Source organism: Pseudoxanthomonas sp. LjRoot204_2, assembly GCF_056175765.1.
Window position 1 is genome coordinate 1 of sequence record NZ_JBGFFG010000442.1, and the last position, 2651, is coordinate 2651.

General features: G+C 66.5%; 2 protein-coding genes, 1 tRNA gene and 1 pseudogene. All 4 read right to left on the reverse strand.

Going from position 1 to position 2651, the window contains the following annotated elements; translation table 11 throughout:
* A pseudogene (locus AC04L7_RS16255) lies at positions 1-124 on the reverse strand (quinone-dependent dihydroorotate dehydrogenase); the annotation flags it as partial.
* Between the two features lie 14 nt (positions 125-138).
* A complete protein-coding gene (locus tag AC04L7_RS16260; protein ID WP_296280191.1) occupies positions 139-417 on the reverse strand; it encodes a DUF4190 domain-containing protein in 279 nt (92 codons plus the stop codon).
* Positions 418-563: 146 nt separating this feature from the next.
* Positions 564-2096 carry an L-piperidine-6-carboxylate dehydrogenase gene (amaB, locus tag AC04L7_RS16265; protein ID WP_435997921.1) on the reverse strand — a complete coding sequence of 511 codons (1533 nt, stop codon included), beginning with the start codon at positions 2094-2096 and terminating at the stop codon, positions 564-566.
* 245 nt (positions 2097-2341) lie between these two features.
* Positions 2342-2418: transfer RNA gene (locus AC04L7_RS16270), tRNA-Arg, on the reverse strand.
* Positions 2419-2651 lie beyond the last annotated feature (233 nt).

Sequence of the window (2651 nt, forward strand, 5' to 3'; positions counted from 1 at the left end):
TGATCGGCCGCGCCACCAGCGGGGTGGTGCCCGTGCGGTAGGCCAGGTCGAGCGCCTTCAGGCCCATGCCATGGGCGGTCTCGGCGTCGAGGCCGAACAGGAAGGGGCGGGCGAACGAATACATGGACGCGCGCGGAGTCAGTTCAACGTCGCCAGCCAGGCCATGCCGCCCAGGAACAGGAAGATCACCGCGATGCCGATCACCCACAGCAGCGCCGACACCCAGCCCAGTATCAAGCCGCCGATGGCCATGCCGTCGCCGTCCAGCGTGCCCGCACTGCGGCGGATCTCGGCGCGCGCCATGTGGCCGGTGATGATGGCCACGAGGGTGCCGATGAAGGGCAACAGGGTCCAGCCGAGGATGCCGGACACGAGGCTGGCGATGGCGAGGCTGCTGGTGGTGCGGGCTTGGTTCATCAGGGGCTCCGTGCAGGGGTCAGGGAGGCGCGCCGGCGCTGGACCGGGCGGACAAAAAAAGCGCCACCCGGAAGGGGTGGCGCGATTATCCCAGAAGCCGGCCCATTCAGGGCAGCCGGCACGCGTGCCGGCCGGCCGCGCTCGGGTCAGAGGTCGAACTTGATGCCCTGTGCCAGCGGTAGCGAGTCGGAGTAGTTGATCGTGTTGGTCTGGCGGCGCATGTAGACCTTCCATGCATCCGAGCCGGACTCGCGGCCGCCACCGGTCTCCTTCTCGCCACCGAATGCACCACCGATCTCGGCGCCGCTGGTGCCGATGTTGACGTTGGCGATGCCGCAGTCGCTGCCGGCCGCCGACAGGAACTGCTCGGCCGCCTTGAGGTTCTGGGTGAAGATCGACGACGACAGGCCCTGAGGCACGGCGTTCTGCATGTCGATGGCTTCGTCCAGGGTCTTGAACTTCATCACGTACAGGATCGGTGCGAAGGTCTCGTGCTGGACGACTTCATCGGAATTCTTCAGGCCGGTGACGATCGCCGGCAGGACGAAGTTGCCCGGGCGGTCGATCGCGGTGCCGCCGGTCTCGACGGTGCCACCGCTGGCCTTGGCCTTGGCGATGGAATCCAGGAACTGCTGCACGGCGCCCTGGCTGTTGAGCGGGCCCATCAGGTTGGCCGGATCCAGCGGATCGCCGATCTTTCCTTCCACCTGCTTGTACGCCTTGACCAGCGTGGACAGCACGGTGTCGTAGATGGATTCGTGCACGATCAGGCGGCGCGTGGTGGTGCAGCGCTGGCCAGCGGTGCCGACGGCGCCGAACACGATGCCGGGGATCGCCAGCTTCAGGTCGGCGCTTTCGTCGAGGATGATCGCGTTGTTGCCGCCCAGTTCCAGCAGGCTGCGGCCCATGCGGCGCGCGACGCGTTCGCCGACGGTACGGCCGACCTGGGTGGAGCCGGTGAAGCTGATCAGCGGGATGCGCTTGTCGTCGACGAACTGCTGCGCCAGTTCCACGCCGGCGTCGTTGATCAGGAAGAAGATGTCCGGGAACCCGCCGGCCTTCAGCGCCTCGTTGCAGATCTTCATGCTGGCGATCGCGGTCAGCGGCGTCTTGTTGGACGGCTTCCAGATACAGATGTCGCCGCAGATCGCGGCCAGGAACGCGTTCCATGCCCACACCGCGACCGGGAAGTTGAACGCGCTGATGATGCCGACCAGGCCGAGCGGCTGGTACTGCTCGTACATGCGATGGCCGGGGCGCTCGGAGTGCATGGTGTAGCCGTACAGCATGCGGCTCTGGCCCACGGCGAAGTCGGCGATGTCGATCATCTCCTGCACTTCGCCGTCGCCTTCGGGCTTGCTCTTGCCCATTTCGAGCGCGACCAGCGAGCCCAGCGCGTCCTTGTGCTTGCGCAGCGCTTCGCCGCACAGGCGCACCGCTTCGCCGCGGCGCGGCGCCGGCGTGGTGCGCCAGATCTTGAAGGCGGCCTGGGCGCGCGCGACGATCTTCTCGTAGTCGGCCTGGCTGCTGGCATGGACCTCGGCGATCACCTCGTCGGTGGTCGGGTTGATCGACTGCAGCAGGCCGGCGTCGGTGGTCGTGGACCACTCACCACTGCCGAGGTAGGTGCCGGAGTTGGTGGTGGTAAGGCCGAGGGCCTTGAGGAGGTCAGCAGGCATGGAAGCTCCAGGGTCGTTGCACGGGATGCCGCCGGACGGCGAAGCATCGAAAGAGGTGCGCGATTCTACCAGAGACGGCCCGCCGGACCTTGCGTAAGTCTGTGTTTTTCCAGCGATTCCGGGCCCGTCGATGATTGCGCGGAACGCCGATGATTCGGTGCCGGGCTTTATTCGGATTGCCGATGCGGGAACGGATAGATCGTCGATTCGCCGAGGTGCGCAGGCGGCGCGGGCAATGGGAAAGATGGTGACCCCGGCGCGATTCGAACGCACGACCTGTCCCTTAGGAGGGGACCGCTCTATCCAGCTGAGCTACGGGGCCATCGGCGCCGATTCTCGCACGAAGCGCCGCCACGTACGACGCATCCGGCGCCCGGCCGTATCACGCCGACGATCCTCATGGCACTGTGGGACAACGCCCCCCACCTGTTCGCACCCATGGACATCCGCCTCGATGACCTCCGCCATCCTGACGTCATTGCGCTGCTGCAGGAGCACCTGGACTGGATGCATCGCACCTCGCCCCCTGAAAGCGTGCATGCGCTGGACCTCGAT

Coding starts and splice junctions, on each gene's coding strand:
- AC04L7_RS16260 (WP_296280191.1), bottom strand. CDS start 417: ATGAACCAAGCCCGCACCACCAGCAGCCTCGCCATCGCCAGCCTCGTG.
- amaB (WP_435997921.1), bottom strand. CDS start 2,096: ATGCCTGCTGACCTCCTCAAGGCCCTCGGCCTTACCACCACCAACTCC.